The organism is Brevibacillus fortis (assembly GCF_046196545.1).
Taxonomy (GTDB): domain Bacteria; phylum Bacillota; class Bacilli; order Brevibacillales; family Brevibacillaceae; genus Brevibacillus; species Brevibacillus fortis_A.
Genome location: NZ_CP176370.1, coordinates 4,611,408 through 4,631,163, shown reverse-complemented (window position 1 = coordinate 4,631,163; position 19,756 = coordinate 4,611,408). Strand labels below are relative to the sequence as shown.

At 50.0% G+C, this 19,756-nt stretch carries 17 protein-coding genes; all 17 read left to right on the top strand.

Annotated features, from left to right (window positions below; genetic code table 11):
- Positions 1-16: 16 nt before the first annotated feature.
- The 17 genes from ACKKE8_RS22905 (at position 17) to ACKKE8_RS22825 (ending at position 19,654) form a co-directional block, all read left to right on the top strand.
- The gene (locus ACKKE8_RS22905; RefSeq protein ID WP_409175039.1) at positions 17-1,414 is read left to right on the top strand and encodes a flippase; all 1,398 of its coding nucleotides are present in this window, start codon (positions 17-19) and stop codon (positions 1,412-1,414) included.
- Between the two features lie 15 nt (positions 1,415-1,429).
- The gene (locus ACKKE8_RS22900) at positions 1,430-2,257 is read left to right on the top strand and encodes a CDP-alcohol phosphatidyltransferase family protein (RefSeq protein ID WP_409175038.1); all 828 of its coding nucleotides are present in this window, start codon (positions 1,430-1,432) and stop codon (positions 2,255-2,257) included.
- Positions 2,202-2,918, top strand: a complete 717-nt coding sequence (locus ACKKE8_RS22895) for an NTP transferase domain-containing protein (RefSeq protein ID WP_409175037.1) — start codon at positions 2,202-2,204, stop codon at positions 2,916-2,918. Before ACKKE8_RS22900 ends, ACKKE8_RS22895 begins: the two co-directional genes overlap by 56 nt.
- On the top strand, positions 2,919-4,121 hold the full coding sequence (locus tag ACKKE8_RS22890; protein WP_409175036.1) for a ligase: 1,203 nt from the start codon (positions 2,919-2,921) through the stop codon (positions 4,119-4,121). It abuts the gene before it with no gap.
- On the top strand, positions 4,081-5,319 hold the full coding sequence (locus ACKKE8_RS22885) for a glycosyltransferase family 4 protein (RefSeq protein ID WP_409179181.1): 1,239 nt from the start codon (positions 4,081-4,083) through the stop codon (positions 5,317-5,319). The genes ACKKE8_RS22890 and ACKKE8_RS22885 overlap by 41 nt, the downstream gene beginning before the upstream one ends.
- Complete coding sequence (locus ACKKE8_RS22880; protein ID WP_409175035.1) at positions 5,286-6,296, top strand: polysaccharide deacetylase family protein; 1,011 nt, start codon at positions 5,286-5,288, stop codon at positions 6,294-6,296. Before ACKKE8_RS22885 ends, ACKKE8_RS22880 begins: the two co-directional genes overlap by 34 nt.
- Complete coding sequence (locus tag ACKKE8_RS22875; protein WP_409175034.1) at positions 6,280-6,927, top strand: sugar transferase; 648 nt, start codon at positions 6,280-6,282, stop codon at positions 6,925-6,927. The genes ACKKE8_RS22880 and ACKKE8_RS22875 overlap by 17 nt, the downstream gene beginning before the upstream one ends.
- Complete coding sequence (locus ACKKE8_RS22870) at positions 6,896-7,927, top strand: GNAT family N-acetyltransferase (RefSeq protein ID WP_409175033.1); 1,032 nt, start codon at positions 6,896-6,898, stop codon at positions 7,925-7,927. Before ACKKE8_RS22875 ends, ACKKE8_RS22870 begins: the two co-directional genes overlap by 32 nt.
- Positions 7,924-9,096, top strand: coding sequence for a DegT/DnrJ/EryC1/StrS family aminotransferase (locus tag ACKKE8_RS22865; protein ID WP_409175032.1), 1,173 nt, complete (start codon positions 7,924-7,926; stop codon positions 9,094-9,096). The genes ACKKE8_RS22870 and ACKKE8_RS22865 overlap by 4 nt, the downstream gene beginning before the upstream one ends.
- On the top strand, positions 9,089-10,360 hold the full coding sequence (locus ACKKE8_RS22860; RefSeq protein ID WP_409175031.1) for a diaminopimelate decarboxylase: 1,272 nt from the start codon (positions 9,089-9,091) through the stop codon (positions 10,358-10,360). The genes ACKKE8_RS22865 and ACKKE8_RS22860 overlap by 8 nt, the downstream gene beginning before the upstream one ends.
- Positions 10,361-11,320, top strand: a complete 960-nt coding sequence (locus tag ACKKE8_RS22855) for an ATP-grasp domain-containing protein (protein ID WP_409175030.1) — start codon at positions 10,361-10,363, stop codon at positions 11,318-11,320. It abuts the gene before it with no gap.
- Between the two features lie 310 nt (positions 11,321-11,630).
- Positions 11,631-12,500, top strand: coding sequence for a putative RNA methyltransferase (locus tag ACKKE8_RS22850; protein ID WP_409175029.1), 870 nt, complete (start codon positions 11,631-11,633; stop codon positions 12,498-12,500).
- Positions 12,501-13,142: 642 nt separating this feature from the next.
- Positions 13,143-14,387: a diaminopropionate ammonia-lyase gene (gene dpaL, locus ACKKE8_RS22845; RefSeq protein WP_409175028.1), complete on the top strand. Its 1,245-nt coding sequence runs from the start codon at positions 13,143-13,145 to the stop codon at positions 14,385-14,387.
- On the top strand, positions 14,384-15,544 hold the full coding sequence (locus ACKKE8_RS22840) for an ArgE/DapE family deacylase (RefSeq protein WP_409175027.1): 1,161 nt from the start codon (positions 14,384-14,386) through the stop codon (positions 15,542-15,544). Before dpaL ends, ACKKE8_RS22840 begins: the two co-directional genes overlap by 4 nt.
- Before the next feature lie 74 nt (positions 15,545-15,618).
- Positions 15,619-17,400, top strand: coding sequence for a sigma 54-interacting transcriptional regulator (locus ACKKE8_RS22835; protein WP_409175026.1), 1,782 nt, complete (start codon positions 15,619-15,621; stop codon positions 17,398-17,400).
- A gap of 100 nt (positions 17,401-17,500) precedes the next feature.
- Entirely contained in the window at positions 17,501-18,058 is a 558-nt protein-coding gene (gene lepB, locus ACKKE8_RS22830) for a signal peptidase I (protein WP_409175025.1), read from the top strand.
- 99 nt (positions 18,059-18,157) lie between these two features.
- Positions 18,158-19,654 (top strand): helix-turn-helix domain-containing protein, encoded by a 1,497-nt coding sequence (locus tag ACKKE8_RS22825; RefSeq protein ID WP_409175024.1) that lies wholly within the window; start codon positions 18,158-18,160, stop codon positions 19,652-19,654.
- Positions 19,655-19,756 lie beyond the last annotated feature (102 nt).

Sequence of the window (19,756 nt, the reverse complement as noted above, 5' to 3'; positions counted from 1 at the left end):
CGGGGCGTTTGTAGGCATGCATGCCCTCAAATTGGCTTGGCAACGACAATGGAGCCGTCTGCATAAAGATCGCGATGTTCAAGAAGTGATTCGCGGCTCGGCCTTCACGTTTTTGTTTCGGCTCCTTGGCTTCGTACTGCTCTATCTCTTGCAGTTCTACATTGCCAGAGAGTATGGAGCCGAGAGCCTGGGCATCTATTCGCTGACGATCACCCTGATGAACATCGGAATGGTGCTGGCCGTTTTGGGGACGGATACAGCCATAATCCGCTTTCTCTCGGAGTTTCGAGCGAAAGGCTCGCTTTATCAGATTTCCGAAGTATTCAACAAAGTAGTGCTGTGGGCGACACTGATTTCAATTGTGCTTGGGGTACTTTTGTATGTGTTCTCAGAGCAGGTAGCCGCCTACGTGTTTGCAGGGGAGCTGCCAGCAGAGGCGCTGCGAGTCGTCGCGTGGATGCTTCCGTTTGTGTCGCTCGCAAGGCTGTATGCATCTGCGTTTCGAGCACTGCATCGGGTTGTCATCTCGATCACTGTCGATATTGTCGGTATGCGTTTTCTGCACTTGGCGTTTCTTTTCATCGCCATTCCTTTTTTCGAACCCAGTACGATGCTCTTGATTCAACTGCTCGCGGCTGCTGTTATCTTGAATGCCGTCTATGGGATGGGGCAGTGGTATACGACGAGCCGAGGTCTCCGTAACGGTGTACAGCCCACTATGGGAGAGCCTGGCGTTGGGTTGAGGGAAATTATTGCAGTCGCATTGCCCATGTATCTCAGTGCGTCGATGGAATTGATTATGACATGGACAGATATGATCATGCTGGGCATTTTTACGGATGCAAAAACAGTCGGAGTATACAGTGTGGTCATTCGTTTGGCAATGGTGACGGGCTTTGCGTTGATTTCCATCAATACGATCCTCTCTCCCAAGTTCTCTGAGCTGTACGCACGTAATGATATGGACGGCTTGAAAAAGATGATTTCGTTTGCCAATCGGCTTATTTTCTTCACCTCTGCTCCTCTCAATCTGCTAGTGGCGATATTTGCCGTTCCATTGCTCACTTTTTTTGGCGAAGATTTTGCGAGTGAGAGCCTCGTCCTTGTGATTCTGTGCATGGGGCAGTTTGTCAATTTTTGCACAGGCAGTGTCATCCCCTTATTGACGATGACCGGGCATCAAAAAACGGCCCGCAATATTCTTGTCTGTTCAGCTGCACTAAACATCATCGGAAACGCTTGTCTCATTCCGCTGTATGGAATTATCGGGGCCGCCATTGCTACTTCAATCAGCCTGATCTGTCGAGATCTTTGTGCTTCGTATTGGGCATCCAAATATTTTGGTTTTCGCACGTGGTATATCCCGTTTTTATCCGAAAAATATTCCGTCTCGCTCCAGGAGACGAGGTCATGAAGAAGGTGGCTTACCGTGAAGGATGAGCTGTATCCGTCTATGTTTTGGGATAGTGAAGAGACACGCCATTGCCGTGTGCAGGTGCAGAAGCCGTGGAGCAGGGAGGAGTTTTGGTCGTACTACTTCACACGTCGCATCTCCATTTACGTGAGTTTATTGCTGACCCGAAAAACACAAATAACCCCCAACGCGATTACAATGGGGGGGATTGTCGCCGGACTCCTTAGCGCAGCGGCTTTTATGTACGGAACGGCGGCATCCTTTCTGCTCGGCTGCTTCTTATGTCAGTTGTGCTACCTGGCGGATTGCGTCGACGGGGAAGTAGCCCGCATGCGCAACCAGAAGAGCAAGGGAGGAGAATGGCTGGACATCGGGCTCAACTATGCACTCTACCTGGTGTCATTCGGTGTGATCTACGGTATCACGAATCAACACGCGATGTTGGGTCCATGGCTGCTCTATTTGATTCTGTTCACGATTTTTGCAGAGATTTTGGCGACCAATGGCTCCGATCTCGTCTTTAGTCAAGGGAAAATCTCTCACGAAACAGTCTCTATGAGAAAGCGCAGCAAATGGATCGATGCTTTTGTCTTCCTTTTTCTTACCCAAACGGGCTATCAGTTGGGCGTGCTAGTTACCGCATTTCTGTGGGCAATCAGCGGTCAGATGCTATTTTTGCTCTTATGGACCTTCTACCACCTGCTCGTCGGACTGGCCAGATCGATGTACAAGCTGAAGCTGAACATCAAATACGTCATGCCATCTCTGAAAGAAGGAGGGGAGTCGGATGAAGGCACTGCTCATGGCAGCAGGTCTCGGGTCACGAATCAACGAGCAAATTGACGGAATTCCCAAGTGTACAGTAGACATCGGAAGCCATGCGCTCATTGAAAATACGATAACGGAGCTAAGGCGCCACGGAATTGAAGAGATCGCGATGGTGGTGGGTTATCAAGCTAACGTGATTACCGAGTTGCTCAGAGATGAACCTATTCGTTTTTATCACAATCCTTTTTATGATCGGACGAATAGTATTGTGTCCCTCTGGTTCGCCCGCGAGTTTTTGCAAGGAAGCGACTGCTTGCTGTTGAATGCAGACGTTTACTTTGAATCGAAGGTGCTGGAAGTCGTATTGCAAGAGACCGCGTGTCCCGTCATGTTTGCTGATCCAGTCCGTCGCTATGAGGGAGATTATAAATTTGGCTATGAAAACGGACTGCTGCTCCGCCATGGAAAGGAGCTCTCACTGGAAGAGACAACTGGCGAATACGTTGGAATTGCCAAACTTCAAGAGAGCTTTCTGCCAATATTTTTGCGTCGATTACAAAGGTTGATTCAGGAGAAGCAGTATGATCTTTGGTGGGAAAATGTCCTCTATTCTTTTTTGGGCGAAAGGAATGTGTATGTCGCACAAATACCACCGGGATTGTTTTGGGCAGAGGTTGATACGTGGGAGGATTATCGGCGAATCCTGCAATTCACCAACCATCTGGCGCACAGGTAAATGATGATCAAGGAGAAGCTCTCACCGGACAAGATCCTTCTTTTGCTTTATGTGGTGCTTAAGCCCTTCTACTTCTTCCCAAGTGGCAATCCGCAAATCGCCGATTTTATTATGCTCATCTTGATCACCTACAGCTTCTTGTTTCGCCTGGGTCGCATCAACCGCAGACTCGGATTTTTTCTCTTCCTTACCCTTCTGTTTTTGTACGACATTATGATGGTAAATGGCATATGGACGATTGCACTCGGCGGGGAAATGGATGTATTCAGCTCGACCAAGTGGTATTTGTACAACGGAGCCGTGATGCTTGCCCTGGTTATTTTGTTCAGGCACAACCCTCAAGAGTACGTCAAATGGGTCTTCCTGGCTACGTCCACTTCCTTGCTCGTTCAGGCATTCATTCTCGTGTCAGGACTGTCACCGGATAGCGGAGAGTTCAGACAGTCCTTGTTCTTCAACAATCCGAACCAGCTCGGCTATTTTGGGCTTTTGTGCATGGGGATATGCCTGCTGTGTGCTCGCTTCGTATCTGTGAAGACCATTCCTCTCTTTATTGCGATCAGCACGGCGTTTAGCATCATTGCAGTGTCCTTATCGAAAGCAGCGATCATTAGTGCCGTAGGGATGTACCTCGTTTTTTTGCTCCTCTCCATCAAAGAACGAACGGGCTTGTTTTGGATGAATCTGCTTTGTGTGCTCGTCTCGTCCTTCACTGTCTTCTTCATCTACTTGTACACCAACGAAAACGTACTGAGCGATGCTTCTATTTACACACAAATCGAAGAACGAATGGTATCACTCGGGGAAGATTCGGATGACAATTTGGCGGCGCGGGGCTATGACCGGATTGCCAACCATCCGGAGTACATTTTATTCGGAGCAGGGGAAGGGATGTATGATCGATTTAACAGCAGCATTTCATTGGAACTCCATTCTACGTTAGCCAATCTGTTTTTCTCCTATGGTGTAATGGGCACGGTGTTGTTCATTCTCGTGATTTATGGGGCGGTCCGTGGGCATCGATTGGTTGCTTGGTATCCACTTGTCTTCCAAATTTTGTACGGACTCACTCATAACGGAATTCGCGAAACGTTTTTCTGGATCATGCTCGCGCTGTATTTCGTGACAGCCGAAATCAATACACGTCAGATCAAAAATGGCGGTGATCTGCTTGAAAAAAATCTTACAAGTATGCGCAATTGACCGTTCTGTAGAAAGCTTGCTGTTTCCCCTGATTGAAAAGCTGATGGATGAAGGCTACGAGGTGCATACTGCGTGTTCGGATACAGGGCGCTTTGATGTACTAACAGCAAAGGGATTGACGCTCAGAAGAATCCCGATTAAGCGAAAGATCGACCCGATTTCCAATTTGGTGACCATTGGGGCATTGTATCGACTGATGAAAAGGGAGAAGTATGATGTCGTGCATGTCCATACGCCGATTGCGGCTGTTCTCGGACGCGTGGCAGCAAGGCTGGCAGGGGTGCCACATGTCATTTACACAGCGCATGGCTACTTTTTTCATGAGGGCATGAGCAAAAGCAAGTATCAGATGTACTACACGCTGGAAAAATGGTTTGCCCGGCATATGACTGACTATCTTTTACTTCAGAGTCGAGAGGATTACGAGTTGAGCGTGAAGGATAGCTTCTCCTCCCAGACGGAGCGGATTCTGCACATTGGCAACGGCGTTGATCTCACAGAACGCTTTCATCCGCGACACGTAACGAGAGAAAAGGTCCAGTCTATCAAGGCCTCTCTGGGCCTGCGGGATGATCATGTGGTGATTACCTATGTAGGACGTATGGTCTCGGAGAAAGGAATTTTTGAGCTGTTGGAGGCTTTTCGCAAGCTGGCGGGTGAATTTCCACGCCTGCGCCTCTTGTTGGTGGGGGACGTGTCTTCCAGTGAACGCGATCAGCGGGGTCAAAACTTCGTGGAGCTTTGTCGCCAGCATCCGCAAATCATTTTGGCTGGATTTCGCACAGACATCCCGGAGCTGATGGCCGCCAGCGATATTTTTGTTCTTCCCTCTCATCGTGAAGGACTGCCTCGATCCATCATTGAAGCGATGGCGATGGCAAAACCGATCGTCGCCACGAATATCCGTGGATGTCGGGAGGAAGTCAGGGATGGTGTCAACGGATTTTTAGTAGAACCGAAACAAGTATGTCCCTTGTATGCAGCCTTAAAAAAGCTCGTAGTCGATTCCAGACTCAGAGAAGCATTCGGGCAGAACAGCCGCAGCATTGCGCTTGAGCACTTCGATGAGCGAGCGGTCCTTGCGAAGCAGGCGGCGTTATTTGCCCAATTGACTGGTCAGCTGCGAGAAGAGAGAGAGCAGGAGAAAGGAGGCAGCGGAGAAGATTGGACAAGACGGGAGCATTCGTCATTTCCCTAGACTTTGAACTTTACTGGGGCGTCCGAGACAAGAGAACCATTCAGTCCTATGAGCAAAATTTGTTAGGTGTTCGTCAAGTGATCCCCGCACTTTTGGAGTTGTTTGCCAAGTATGAAATGCATGTCACCTGGGCAACTGTCGGTTTTTTGTTTTGCGAGTCGCGCAAGGAGCTAGCAGGCGTCATCCCAGAGCATCTCCCGGCGTATTCCAATGATAAGCTGTCACCCTATCCCTATATGGACACAGATGCGATTGGAGAGCATGAGCAGGTCGATCCGTATCATTTTGCTCCTTCCTTGATCAAGCTGATATCCTCTTACCCGCATCAATTTATCGGAAGCCACACCCTTTCCCACTATTATTGTCTAGAGCCTGGACAGACTCCCGAAGCTTTTGCTGCTGACCTTGATTCCTTTCATAGTGTGACTCGCAAAAAAGGGTACTCATCTTCCAGTATCGTTTTTCCGCGAAATCAGGTGCAGCCAGCCTATTTATCTTTGTGCAAGAAAAAGGGGTTCCGTTCGTATCGCGGCAACGAGCAGTCTTGGATGTATCACACAAGAGGGGCTGCCGAAGAGACATTATTCAAAAGAGCCATGCGACTGATGGATGCGTATGTGAATCTCTCGGGTCATAACAACTATGAATCATTGCAGCGTAGTCCAGAGGGAATGGTCGATGTTCCATCCAGCCGGTTTTTGCGTCCTTATTCTCCTCGCCTACAGAGGTTGGAAAAATGGCGCATGAAGAGAATCAAATGCGACCTGACTCATACGGCGGAGCACAAGCGCTTGTATCATCTGTGGTGGCATCCGGAGAATTTTGGGAATCACATCGAAGAGAATCTGTCCTTTTTGGAGGAAATACTCCAGCATTACTCCGTGTTACGCGAGAGATACGGCATGCAAAGCCTCAGCATGGAGGAAGCGGCAGCGAAGTGGAATCAACAGGAGGTGCGGCATGAAGTCCTTGTTTGATCGTTGCGTATCCTTCCTGATGCTCGTCATGCTGTCCCCACTGATATTGCTAGTGAGTCTGCTCATCCGCTGGAAGCTGGGGTCTCCGGTTTTGTTTGTACAAGAGCGACCAGGTTTGCACGGAAAACCATTTTTCATCTATAAATTTCGCACGATGACCAATGAACGCGACGAGAGTGGAGAGCTTCTCTCTGACGAGCAGCGACTGGGATCATTCGGAACGCTTTTGCGCAAGTATAGCTTGGATGAACTGCCGCAATTATGGAATGTGCTTCGTGGTGAAATGAGCCTCGTAGGACCGAGACCTCTACTGATGGAGTACCTGCCCCTGTACACACCGCGGCAGTTGAAGCGACACGACGTAAAGCCGGGGATTACAGGCTGGGCACAGGTCAATGGGAGAAATGCGATTGACTGGGAGCAAAAGTTCGAGCTGGACATCTGGTATGTAGAAAATGGCAGCTTTTTTCTGGATATGCGGATTATCGGTCTGACAATCAAGCGCGTTTTTCAATCGACAGGCATAAATCAGCAGGGCAGCGTCACGGTAGAAGACTTCAGAGGGAGTGAAAACACAGAGCGCGCTGGGAGGGAAGCATGTGAGCCTGATCGTACTCTCGGAACTGGATGATTGGACCGAATATTTGCGACGTTTTTTAAAATTAGACGTGTCCTACACGAAAGAATACGTACAGCTGTACGCCAAAATGGAGCAGGGCACGCCAGAAGCTGTTTTTTTCAAGAGTGGGGAGAACGAGGTTTTCTACCCGTATCTGGTCAGACGTCTAGATGAGTGGATTCCCGGTTATGCCGATTTGGTTTCGATTGGATACGGAGGGCCATTCGTCGTGGGGGGGCAGACGGCTGCTCGATTGTTCCAGGAGCAATTCCACGTCTACTGTCGGTACAAAAACTACCTAACGGAAACGGTTCGCTTTCATCCGTTACTGGGGAATGCGGAGCTGTTCGCGGGTCAAATGCGACTGGATCTGGTGAGGATGGTAACCGCGGTCGATTTGCGCCCCACACTTGCATACATTCGTGCCCATTATACGCAAAACGTAAGGCGAAATATGAGGAAGGCCGCAGCAAACGACGTCCGGGTTACATTGGGCGGAACCGATCGGCTGCATTCTTTTATCCAGCTGCATCGGGAGACGATGGACCGCAATCAAGCCGCGGCGATCTACTACTATGCTCCGGAATTTTTTTTAGGACTCATGAAAAAAACAGCGCTGTGCAAGCCGCGGCTTCTGCTTGCCATGCATGAGGATCGGCCGGTGGCGGGAGTGCTTTTGCTCAGTGGAAATCAATTCGCCCATTATCAGCTAGGGGCATCACATACGGAAGACATGGCGCATGGCGTCAACCACCTTCTCTTCGACGCCATGATCCAGCAGGCAAAGCTGGATGGAGCACAGCTGCTTCTCCTTGGAGGAGGGAATCTGGACGGAGATGGCTTGTTCCGTTTCAAGTCGTCATTTGCAAATAGCAATCATTTTCCTTACTGGATGGGCAAAAAAGTTCACGATGAGGAAGTGTATTTGGCTTTGTGCCAAAAACTACAGGTCGATCAGGCTGGGGAGCAAGATTTTTTTCCTGCCTATCGCAATGGGGGGACGTCGAAATGAGTGCACAGCAGCGGATCTTTTTATCACCGCCACATATGGGAGAGGATGAGCGGGAGTTGGTGGCAGACGCCTTTGCCTCCAATTGGATCGCGCCGTTGGGGGGACACGTCGATGCTTTTGAGCAAGAGATTGCCCAGTATGTGGGCGTAAAAGCTGCACTGGCAGTGTCCTCTGGCACGGCTGCTATCCATCTCGGGCTTAGGCTAGCAGGCGTCGCACCGGGTGATACGGTGTTCTGCTCCAGCCTCACCTTCGTCGCCAGTGCTAATCCGATTCTGTACCAGGGAGCGACTCCGGTATTCATTGATTCCGAGGAAGGGTCTTGGAATATGTCTCCACTGGCATTAGAGCGAGCCCTGCGGGAAGCGGCAGCAGCGGACAAGTTGCCCAAGGCGGTCGTCATCGTTAATTTATATGGGCAGAGTGCAGAGATGGGGCCGTTGATTGCACTTTGTGAACGGTATGGGGTGTGCGTGGTGGAAGATGCCGCAGAATCGTTAGGGGCTGTATACAAAGGGAGAATGAGCGGTGCCTTAGGTCATGTTGGGACCTTTTCATTTAATGGCAATAAAATCATGACGACTTCAGGTGGTGGAATGCTCGTCTCCGATGACGTTGAGGCGATCGAAAAGGCGCGCTTCTGGTCGACGCAGGCGAAGGAGCCAGCTAGACATTACCAGCATGATGAGATGGGCTACAACTATCGGTTGAGCAACGTACTGGCGGCAATTGGCCGGGGGCAGCTGCGCGTTTTGGAGGAGCGAATCGAGGCAAGGCGAGGCATTTACAAGCGTTATGAACAAGCTCTCAGACAATTACCTGGTATTTCGTTCATGCCAGAGCCGGCGACAGGGCGATCCACGCGATGGCTGACTGTAATGACACTGAATCCAGCGGACACAACCCTCTCTGCTGCACAATTGATTGATGCACTGGGCAAAGAAAATATCGAAGCCCGTCCCGTGTGGAAGCCGATGCATTTGCAACCGTTGTTCGCACAGTGCCAATACTATCCGCACCAACCTGATGAGAGTGTATCCGATCGGCTATTTGCCCAAGGTGTTTGCTTGCCGTCCGGTTCCAGCTTGACCGCTGAACAGCAGGAGCGAGTCATCGGTGTTATCACGAACTGCCTCCTGAACCAGGAACAGGGGGTGCGCCATGTATAGTTATGAGCAGGTAGAAAAATGGCGTAGTCTCTGCTCGTCTTCTTTTTACGTACTGGACACAGGGAAGCTCTCCGAGAACTATCGTCGTTTCCAACGGGCGTTTACTCGACGCTATGAGCATGTGGTCGTCGCGTATTCATATAAGACCAATTACTTGCCGTTTTTATGCCAAAAGCTGCATCAGTTAGGTGCCCATGCGGAAGTCGTCTCTCGACTGGAGTATGAATTGGCACTGAAGCTCGGCGTCGATCCTGCTTCCATCATTTTTAACGGCCCGCTCAAAACGGAAGAGGACATTCACCTTGCCTTGGAGCAGGGGAGCCTGATCAATCTGGATTCTTTTTCGGAAATACCGTGGGTGGTGGCCTACGCCAAGCAGTATCCCGAGAAGACGTTTCGGATTGGGCTACGGATTAATGTGGATTTGGCCAGGGGTGGAGTGAGTCCTCTGCAAAATGGGTACGAGGTCAGCCGATTTGGTTTTTGCGTCGAAAACGGCAATTTGGAAAAAGCCCTGAGCCAATTGGCTATTGCCCCGAATGTGCATGTAGTCGGGTTGCATGGACACTTTTCCACCAATCGCAGTGTGGGTGTGTATCGCCAAATTGCGCGCCATCTATGCCGTTTGGGGAAGCAGCATCTGGGCCGGCGGCTTGCTTTTATCGATATGGGAGGCGGATTCTATGGCGAGCTCCCGACCTCGTTCGGGATGACGGCTGCACCAACCTTTGAGGAGTACGCCGAAGCGATTACGTCTGTCGTGAAGGAGGAGCTGGCAGAGCTGGATCATGCGCCGCTGTTGATTCTGGAGCCAGGTATTTCACTCGTGGCAGATGCCCTTGATTTCGTTTGCCAAGTCATCGATGTAAAAGAAAACAGAGGAGAGCGGTTTGTTCTCGTGGATGGAAGCATACACAATGTCAAGCCGACGATGCACGCGCACCTCTTGCCAGCCCGACTTGTGTGCAACCGCAAGACAGTTCCCGAAGCGAGCTATCATGTCGTCGGGTATACGTGCATGGAAAAAGATTATTTGCTTCAAGGCTATACGGGGCCTTTGCCTGATATTGGGGATTATTTTGTCTTTGGACACGTTGGGGCGTATACGCTTGTCTTTAATCCACCGTTTATTCGGGAGAGGCCGCCAGTTCTCGCCATCGACGGAAATGAAGCGGTCATTGTCAGGGGAAAAGAGACTCTCCAACAATTCATTCCCGAATCGGTTTATCGTTTTCACGTTGACAAGCAGGAGGTCGTGAACTGAATGAACGTACTTGTGACCAGTGTAGGCAGACGAGTCAAGCTGCTCCACTATTTTGTACGCGAATGGGGTGACACTGGCAAAATTATCGCAGTTGACTGCGATCTGACGGCCCCAGCCCTGTACGCTGCCCATCATCACGAGCAGGTGCCGCGTATCGATGATCCTGGTTATCTCGATGCCCTGCTGCAAATTTGCCAACGGTACGAGATCAAGGCAATCCTCTCCTTAATTGACCCTGAGCTGACACTGTTGGCTGCGCATGCAGACCGTTTCTACATGCAGGGCATCGAGGTGATCGTGTCCAGCCGGGATGTAATCGAGATGTGCTTGGATAAGATGGCAACGCATGATTTTTTGTCCGCGCACCAGATTCCCGCTATTCCCACCTTTACAAAAATGGACGAGGTACAAGCAGCGCTTTTGGCAGGGCAGATTACGTATCCATTGATCGTCAAGCCGCGGTATGGAAGTGCGAGTTTGGGCATCACACGTGTGGAGAATGATCAAGAATGGTCCGTGCTCATGGAAAAAACGGAGGATGTCGTCATTCAACCGTTCTTACAGGCAGAAGAGTACGGAGTGGATGGCTATGTGGATCTGATCTCAGGGGAGCTGGTGACACTTTTCACCCGCAAAAAGCTGCGAATGCGGGCAGGGGAGACGGATCGCTCCCTCGCGGTAAAAGATCCGCGTTTGCTGTCACTAGCGAAGGAACTCATTCGTGTCCTAGAGCCGCGTGGGCCAATTGACATCGATTGTTTTTTTGTGGGGGATCAGTACGTTGTGTCGGAGATCAATCCTCGTTTTGGCGGCGGGTATCCGCATGCTCACGAAAGCGGAGTAAACAGCGTGCGTGCGCTTCTCCAAAACATAAAGGGTCTGGTGAATCTGCCAAAAGTGGGGGAGTACAAGGAAGGAAGCATCATGATGAAATACGATGAGGTCATGCTTCTGGAATGAACGCAAAAATATCCTTCAGGAGCGGGACATGGACAGGAAGCAAAACGGAATTCCTGCACTCTCCCTGCATTCCGGCATCAACATTTTATAGTACCAGTATATTTCTCTACTGTGCTACAATTATAGTTGGGCGTCCATTACAGTCGCTCACTTGATTGAAGGTCAGGAGTGTTACTTGTTATGGTTATGATCCAGTTCGTTCGTTATCGGTAATGTGAGGTACAGATCAACGGAATCCCGCATTTTTTAAAAATGCTTGGGGTTTATTTGACTGTGCCTTTTTTCATTCACCGAAATACGAATGAATGGGGTGCTTTTTTTGATTTCTACAGCTATCTCCCAGCATGTGGAGATTTTTCGTTGTCCAATTTGCCAGACGGCTATGCGCAACGTACCTGCAACCAGCTTGGTATGCAACAATCATCATTGCTTTGATTTATCCAAGCACGGCTATGTTCACTTGGCTACGCGAACCTACAAAACAAAGTACGACAAGCAATTATTTGCAGCGAGAAGGGCGATAATGGAGCAAGGTTTTTTTGATCCATTGTATGACGTGTTGAGTGAAGTCATCCTGCATACGACAGAACCTAAGGAAAGCCAGATGTACGTACTGGATGCAGGATGTGGCGAAGGCTATCATCTGTCGCAGGTTCGGCAGAGAGTGATGCAAACAAGCGAAGTCCCATTTATCGGAGTGGGTGTCGATCTTGCCAAAGAGGGAGTTATGCTCGCGGCGAAGAGCGATCCAGAAGTAGCTTGGTGCGTTGGCGATTTGACGAAGGCGCCGTTTGCCGACAGACAGTTTTCATACATTTTGAATCTGTTATCTCCATCCAATTCGGATGAGTTTCATAGACTTCTGGCTGATGATGGACGGATGATCAAAGTCATTCCCGAGGCCAACTATTTGCGAGAACTACGAGAAGTCTTGTATCAAGAGACACCAAAAACACAATATGCGAATCATCGTACGATCGATCACTTCAAAGCCAGCTTCCAGCTAATCGGCAAAGAACGGGTTCAGTATCAGTTCGGACTGGATGAAGGGAGTCTTTCTTCCCTGCTCCAGATGACTCCGTTGGCATGGGGGGCGACACCTGAGCAGTTGGAACGGGTATCTGACTTGGCGGGAGTGGACATAACGATCGACTTGGTTGTGTTGATTGGCAGGAAATAAACCAGCGACTGTCCTGAGCGGGGAAAATCCGTTCTGGACGGTCGTTTTTTATTTTTCAAGTGGCTGCTCCGCAGCGATTCGCGGGGAAATGCAAAAGTGGTAGCCGCTTCGTCGCGTGGGCACGTTGCATTTCTTTTGCCCGCAAATCCCCGCGAAGCTGGGCTGGACTTCGAAAGTCGCTAGGACTGGAAATATTCTTCTCTGGCGTGGCTGTTCAATGCTTCTCAATCTTTAAAAGCCACTTGAAAACCATCCACTCGCAAGGAAACAGGAGAAATAAGCGAAGATCTTTGGGGCGCCTACCGAGGCGCAATGGAAAAAGCGAAACACGCTCTTAAGTGTCCACCTCTGAAAAGCATCCCTGACCCTCTACTTTGGACGCGGATTCGCTTTTTCCATGAAGCCGTGCAGTCAATCCCCCAGCTGGTGACCCAAGAAGCTGGAGCGTTTTCTCCTGTTTCCTCCCACCAAAACAGCTGGAATGACGAGTATCAAAACAAGACTTAAAGTATCAAAATGATACAATAAAATCTCATTTTGATACGAATACCACCAAACTAATAAGCCACCCACGCCTCGAACCGTTGGCACGATCCTTGCTTTATCAAAAAGGATGAAACCACCCGAGGAGGTACACATCTGATGGAAAAACGTAATTTACCACTCATCTACGTCGTAAAAAATAAGAGAAAAAATAGCGAGAGTTCTCGCATTCCTATCTATTTGACTGAAAAAGAAACCCGTTTTGCCAAAGTCTTTCACCAATCTCTCTCAAACTACGAGCCAACTCCTCTCGTCACATTGCCTGCGTTGGCACGTGAGCTGGGAGTAGGACAGGTACTAGTAAAAGATGAGTCTAAACGATTTGGCCTCAATGCCTTCAAGGTTCTGGGAGCCTCTTATGCGATGGCTCGTTTCTTGTGCGAAAAGCTGGGGAAATCGACAGAAGAGATGACCTTTGAAGCACTGTGCTCCCCAGAAATGAGAGACCAAATCGGAGAAGTCACCTTCGTCACTGCGACCGATGGCAATCACGGACGGGCAGTTGCATGGGCTGCTAAGGCGCTCGGGCAGCATGCCGTTGTTTATTTGCCCAAAGGCTCCGCCCAGCAACGGGTAGATGCGATACGCGAGGCTGGCGCAGAAGCCCACGTCATCAATGGAAACTACGATGAAGCCGTACGCCTCTCTGAACAAATGGCCAAAGAACGTGGTTGGCAAGTGATTCAAGATACGGCATGGGAAGGCTATACGACCATTCCCACGTGGATCATGCAAGGCTATACAACGATGGCAGCAGAGGCCTTGGAACAACTCACAGCCCTCATGGACTCCAAAAAGCCGACGCATCTGTTCCTGCAGGCAGGTGTCGGTTCCATGGCCGCCGCAGTCTTGGGACATTTCGTAGCAACGCAAGCAAACAAAGACGTTACGACTGTGATCGTCGAGCCGCATAGCGCCAATTGCATGGTCCTCTCAGCAGAAGAGAACGATGGACAACCACATGCAGCTACGGGCGAACTCGGAACCATCATGGCAGGTCTAGCATGTGGTGAGCCGAATCCGATGGCATGGGAGATTTTGCAGGGGCATGCAGACTTCTTTGTCAGCTGTGCCGATTACGTGGCGGCAAACGGCATGCGTATACTGGCGATACCGACTGGAGACGACCCTTCTATTGTGAGCGGGGAAAGTGGAGCAGTAGGGGTAGGACTTCTCGCTGCCTTGATGAGCAAGCCCATTTATCATCAACAGCGTGAGCAGCTTGGCTTGAATGAAAACTCCATTGTTCTGTGCTTTAGTACGGAAGGTGATACGGATCGGGATATTTACAGACGTATCATCTGGGAAGGCGCATGCCCAGAAGAGGAGGACATGACAAAATGAACGTGACGATCAATCGAGACGAACTGATTTCATTGGTGCAGGATTTGATTCGCATTGATTCGGTGAATCCGTTCCTTGATGAGGATGGGCCGGGCGAGAAAGCGATCGCTGCTTTTATTCGGGAGCGATTGGAGGCGGCGGGACTGGAGGTCCATGTCACTCCTATTAACGACACAGCGGTCAATGTCGTCGGGATCCTACGGGGAACAGGCGGCGGCAAATCTTTGATGCTAAATGGACATATGGATACGGTAAGCGCCAAACGCATGGAGATTGGGCCGTTTGAGCCTACCCTTGTGGACAACAAAATTTACGGCAGAGGCAGTCAGGACATGAAGGGAAGTCTCGGGGCCATGATCGCCGCAGTAGAGGCGATCGCACAAGCAAAGGTTCCGTTGGCAGGAGATGTCATTTTGACTTTTGTCGCTGACGAGGAGTATAAAAGCATCGGTACAGAGGAGCTGGTAAAGGCGTACAAAGCAGATGCGGCGATATGCTGTGAGCCTTCCAATCTGGCGATTGGCGTCGTTCACAGAGGATTTGCCTGGGTCAAATGCGAGGTGCTGGGCAAAGCAGCTCACGGAAGTCGTCCAGCAGAAGGGATTGATGCAATCGTTCGTGCGGGCAGGGTACTGCAAGAGCTGGAACGTCTTTCAGACAGATTGGCTCAAGGCACGGCTCATCCGATACTCGGTGCGGCATCTGTCCATGCTTCGCTCATTCAGGGCGGAACGGAGCTGTCCACCTATCCAGACTATTGCCGCATCGACTGGGAGAGAAGGACGTTGCCGGGTGAGACAGAGGCAGACATCGCAAATGAAATAGAAGCAATCCTACAGAAGCTGCGCGCTGAAGATGAGACGTTCCAAGCAAGCGCCGAGCTGTCATTTTTGCGAGAGCCGTTTGAAGTCGAGCTGGATGAACCTGTTTATATCGCACTTCAGGCAGCGTGTAAGAGCGTGATGAGAAAAACACCAGAAGTATGCGGATTCTCAGGATGGACGGATGCGGCATTGTTGCAGGAAGCGGGAATCCCTACGGTCTTGTTTGGACCAGTGGGAGCTGGTCTCCATGCGGCAGTCGAATATGTAGAGGTGGATAGCTTGGTAGACATGAGTGCCATCTTGGTGGAGACGATTTGCGATTTTTGCAGGTAAAAAAATGCATAAGGGCTGGCTTCTCCTGTGATGCGCTATAATATAGGCAAGAGATTGACGGGAGGGGAAGCCAGATGCCCTTGCGAGATATTCAAGAAAGTGTGCAACAGATTGCTTCGGCTGTTGCATCCGTTCTGCGCGTAGAGGTAGAGATTGCGGACAGTCAGTTTTTGCGGATCGCAGGAACGGGCAAGACTGAGGCTGGCGTTTTGCGGACGATGGCAGGAGAGGACCATATATACCGCGAGTCGTTGCTTGCTGGGCATCCTGTTGTGATCATGCATCCGGGGCAGGATGAACGGTGTCGTCCCTGTATGCATTATGGAAATTGTGCGGAGACGGGAGAGATTTGCTGCCCGATTCAATTAGACAATGAAAATATAGGTGTGATCGGTCTGCTCGCTTTCGATGAGGAGCAGCGCGAGCGGTTGTTTGCGGATGTGGATGCGATATTGACATATTTGCAAAAAATGGCCGAGCTGATCGCCATTAAGCTAAAAGAGCACTACTTGTACGTCGAGCAGTTGCATACGGTAGAAAAGCTGCGTGTCGTCATGGATGAAATGGACAAAGCCATGTTTCTCGTCGATCAAGACAATCGGATCATTCAGGCGAATCAGCGTGCCCGTCAATATTTGCAGCTCGATCACGACGACAGTCAAACGGCAGAATGGATCGATGCTATTCGCCGTGCAGATGCCGAGCAGTCTGCGCCAAAGCAGGTCGTTTTGTCCATCGGGCAGGAAGACAAAACATTTTTGTTTGCCATTAAGCCCATTCTACTGACAGCAACAGTCAAAGAATGGGTGATTACGCTAGATGATGTACAGGAAGTCGTGCAAATCGCAAGGCAGGTGAGTGGATACTCGGAGCCCGACCCTTTTCGGGTGATCGGTGGAAATAGTCCTGCGATTGTACAGGCAAAGGAAGTGGCAAGACGTGTGGCAGCCAGTGATTCGACTGTCCTGCTCCAAGGTGAAAGTGGAACCGGAAAGGAGCTCTTTGCCAGAGCCATTCATCAGGCAAGCCCGCGCCGTGAAGAGCCGTTCCTTTCGATTAATTGCGCCGCAATCCCTGAGCATTTGATGGAGAGCGAGTTGTTCGGTTACGAGGAAGGCTCATTCACAGGAGCGCGAAAGGGTGGAAAACCGGGATTGTTTGAGGTCGCAGGAAAAGGCACACTGTTTCTCGATGAAATCGGGGAGATGCCCTTGCATTTACAGAGCAAGCTGCTGCGCGTGTTGCAAGAAAAGGAACTGTACCGAATTGGAGGTAACGGCAAGCCTATACCGTTAGCGGCAAGAATCGTTGCAGCGACCCATCTGGATTTGCAGGAGCGGGTAGATGCGGGGCTGTTTCGGTTGGACTTGTACTATCGATTGCATGTGATTCCCATCCACTTGCCCTCGCTGCGAGAACGTAGAGAGGATATACTGCCTTTGGCGAACGATATCCTTTTGGCGCATGCGAATCGGGTGGGGAAGAAGGTGCACGGCTTTTCCCAAGAAACGCAAAACGTCCTGTTTCATCACGACTGGAGAGGAAATGTCCGAGAGCTGGAAAATGTAATCGAGTACGCGGTCAATATGGAAGCAACCTCTTGGGTCCAGCCTTCGAGCTTGCCCATTCGAACGGGAATGCTGCGTGAATCTTCCCCGCATTCCGTAAAAGAAAGTCAGGGGCCATTCGACTGGCAAAAGCAAGGACTTGTGCTGAAAGAACTGGAACGAGCAGCAATCGATACCGCGATGCAACAAATCCGAGATAGAAACGGACGAAAAGAAGAAGCAGCTGCGCTATTAGGCATAAGTCGGGCAACGCTGTTTCGGAAACTTCGCGAGTACGGTCTCACCTGATCTTTGTTTCTGGCCGATTTTTGGGATTGCGCGGATAATGTGGTATGATGGTTTCGATACAGGAAAAGAGAATGGTAAAAGGAAGGAGTGCCAAAAGAAAATGAGAGAAGTATTGGGATGGATTCGATCGATAACCTTTGCTGTCGTTTTCGCTCTTGTCCTCGGAATCTTTGTATTTCAACCGTTCAAGGTTGATGGGCATTCCATGGACCCAACCTTACAAGACGAACAGCGCATATATGTGTCTAAACTATCACACACGTTTTCTTATTTGCCAGATTACGGCGAGATTGTCGTGATCGACAGTCGGGTAGAGCGAGACCGTACATTGATGGACGATATCGTGGGGCATCCCTTGGTGTCGCTGGTCACAGGTCAAGGCGATGATCACACGATGTATGTCAAGCGGGTCATCGGAAGACCAGGCGACGTACTAGAGTTCAAAGACAATAAGGTGTATCGAAACGGTGAGGCATTGAACGAACCGTACATCAAAGAAACGATGGAATACGTAGCGGACGGAAAGATCGCGGTTCCAGCCGATCATGTTTATGTCATGGGAGATAACCGGAATCACAGTACAGATTCCCGCGATATTGGCTTTATTCCGCTGGATCATGTGATGGGAACCATGATCGAAAATCCTCTCAAGAAGTAATAACGTGAGTGAGAAAAGGTTGTCCAATTATGGGCAACCTTTGTTTCATAGAAAAAGATTGTCCCACTCTTCTGATAGCTCTAAAAAGGAGGGCGGCTTATGCCTAGCATTTTGATAGCGGATCGGGATCAGAACGAACGAATCGGAATCGGATGGCTCGTCCACAGCTATGCCATTCCATATGACAAGGTGCATAGTGCCGGGACTATGGAAGATGTTTTTGAAATGATGGAAGCGCATACACCGGAAGTGCTCTGTATTGAACTGGACATGATCGGGCGCGGGCAGTGGGACCGGCTGAAGTTGCTGGTGGATCAGTATCGTCCGACCGTTGTGGTGACCACATCAGAGGCGACGTTCGAGCGTGCGATGCAGGGGATTGGACTTTTTGCACGCGATCTATGGCTGAAGCCACAGACTCCTGAATACATCAGGAGAATCCTGACGAGATGCTGCCAGGAGCGCTTGGTTCGGAAGCGAATGAACGAAGAGAAGGGAACGGGATCGAAGAATGACAGGGATGTCTCGTATCTTGACCTGTTTTTCCCCGGGCATGCACAAGCCAAATCTTTTTCGCTCATGCTGGCTCAATTGGAGGATCCGAAGCGGCATCCGGAACTGCTACGCTTTTTTGAGGAGTATCCGTTTCGCGACAAACCTGATCTTTTGCCGCTAGGGGAGACTATTGTGGGGGTTTTTCCAATAGATGCTGCGGTCTCGCCTTCTACGCTCCACCAAATGGGCAAGCGTTTGCTGATGGACTGGGAAGCAAACAATGATGCACCGCTCTTTTTGGTCATGTATGACGCAAGCAACTATGAGCAGAGCTTGAACGAAACGTACGCGGAAGCGAGCCAAGCGCTGCAAGTCCGTTTTTTCAAAGGATATCGGCAAGTGACGGTTGTGGAAAATCGTGTCGATTGGACGATGATTGACCCATTTTTGACGCCAGCCGAACAGCGTACGTGGGTTGAAATGCTGGATGAAGGCAATCGAGAGGAGTTGAAGCAGTGGCTGTATACACACTTCTTTTACAAGGAAGAGCCTTATCCGGAGCCGGGACTGTTGCGTATTCGGCTGACGAGTATTTTGGCCCAAGTCAGGCGCTACATGATATCACGTGGTCTTGACTCCGCACCCTTGGAAGAGGAGTATCACCGGGTTTTCGAAACGATTCTTTACTCGCCGATCTTGTATCGGATCGTAGTGGAACTACTGCTGTTCATCAATCAGCTTCTTGATGCTGCTCATCATCCCATCGACGAGTCCCGTGCAGATGTCGTGGAACAGGCGATTCGCTATATAGAAGGCCGCTACACTGATCCGGCACTGCGCCTGGAGGAAGTGGCACGCTATATCGACCGCAGCCCTTCCTATTTCAGTACGCTGCTCGCACAAAAGCAAGGAAGCTCTTTTCGCCAGATACTCACATCGTTGCGGGTAAAAGAAGCACGCCGATTGCTTCTCGAAACATCTTTGTCTGTCCAAGAGGTGGCAGAGCGTTGTGGATTCATTAACGCCAATTATTTCAGTAAAATTTTTAAGGAAAAGACAGGGACAACTCCACGTTTGTTACGAAATCAGAAGAAAAGATAGAAATCGAAAGAAAAGACAGATTTTTTCGTCAAACCATGAATGCGGTTGCAAGTGAATCAAAAATAGAGGCACCAAATCGAAAGAGCGGTGCCTTTTTTGTCT